1 protein-coding gene is annotated in these 1,248 nt (G+C 66.7%); it reads right to left on the bottom strand.

The window, feature by feature from the left end; all coding sequences use genetic code 11:
- On the bottom strand, window positions 1–1,181 hold a 1,181-nt coding region (locus tag AB0I15_RS66900; protein WP_358121228.1), incomplete at its 3' end, for an IS30 family transposase.
- Between the last annotated feature and the right edge of the window lie 67 nt (window positions 1,182–1,248).

The raw sequence follows: 1,248 nt of genomic DNA, 5'->3' as shown, positions 1-1,248 counted from the left end.
TCGTTGGTGCCACGCTGCCAAGGGCTATGAGGATCGGCGAAATAGACCCGCAAGCCGGTGTCGATGCGCAGTTGCGCATGCTGGGCCAGCTCCGTTCCACGATCCCAGGTCAGCGAACGGCGTAGCTGCTCGGGCAACCCGGTGAGCTCTTTGATGATCGCGTCCCTCACGGCTTCAGCGCCGCGGCCGGCCAGCGCCGGGCCGTTCTTCACGCGCTCCTGCGTGCCGTAGCCCTCCATCCGAGGCAGGTGCAACAGCAGGGTGAACCGGGTCGTGCGCTCCACCAGAGTCCCGATCGCGGAGCGGTCGGCGCCGATGATGAGGTCGCCTTCCCAATGGCCTGGGACGGCGCGGTCCTCCACCTCAGCGGGCCGCTGACTGATCACCATGTCCGGCGTGACGTGGCCGCTGGTTTGACGCCGGCTGCGGGCGCGTGGGACACGCAGCGCACGACCTGTGCGCAGGCAGGCGACCAGCTCGCGGTTGAGCGCTCCACGGCCTTGAACGAACAGGGCCTGGTAAATCGCCTCGTGCGAGATGCGCATGGACTCATCATCGGGGAAGTCCGCCTTGAGCCGGTTGGAGATCTGCTCAGGACTCCACGACAGTGCCCACAGGCGGTCTTGACGCCGGGGCTTGTTACGACCCTTCCAGACTGAGGGCTGTGGACCAGTTACCGATTTGCCGTCCGGACCCTGGAGTTGACCGGCCAACCGGGCCTGCACGTACTCCCGTAATTGGTCATTGGCCACCAGTTTCGGCGTCTTGGGGCGCCGCGCCATCAGCTCGGCTTTCCACTGCGCGATCGATGCCCGGTAGTCCAGGCGGCCACCCCGCGTGGCGGCATTGCGCCGCAGTTCCCGCGAGATGGTCGATGGCGACCGGCCCAGACAGCGCGCGATCTCCCGAACCCCCTTGTGTTGAGCCTTGAGCAGGGCGATCTCCTCGCGCTCGGTGAACGACAGGTACCTGCCTGACGGCGGACTGAGCTCGATCAACGGCATGCCGCCACTCTCGCGGAACCACCGAGACCCAACCGGTCCCGACACGCCGCAAGCCAGGGCGGCATCCTCGCTGGTCAACCCTTCGGCGATCTTCTTCCAGAACGCTCGCTCCACGTCCCGACGGATCGGAGGCCGCCCCGGCGACCGCATTGCCGGACGTCCCGTGCGCGTCGTCATCCACCCCGCTGATCTCCCCATGCAACACCTCCAGTTCAGGGTGTTGCGACGACCGATTGAATCCGCC

The sequence above is a fragment of the Nonomuraea sp. NPDC050643 genome, from assembly GCF_040654715.1.
Taxonomy (GTDB): Bacteria; Actinomycetota; Actinomycetes; order Streptosporangiales; family Streptosporangiaceae; genus Nonomuraea.
Note: the sequence above shows the minus strand (reverse complement) of the source record. Positions and strands in the feature narration are given on the sequence as shown.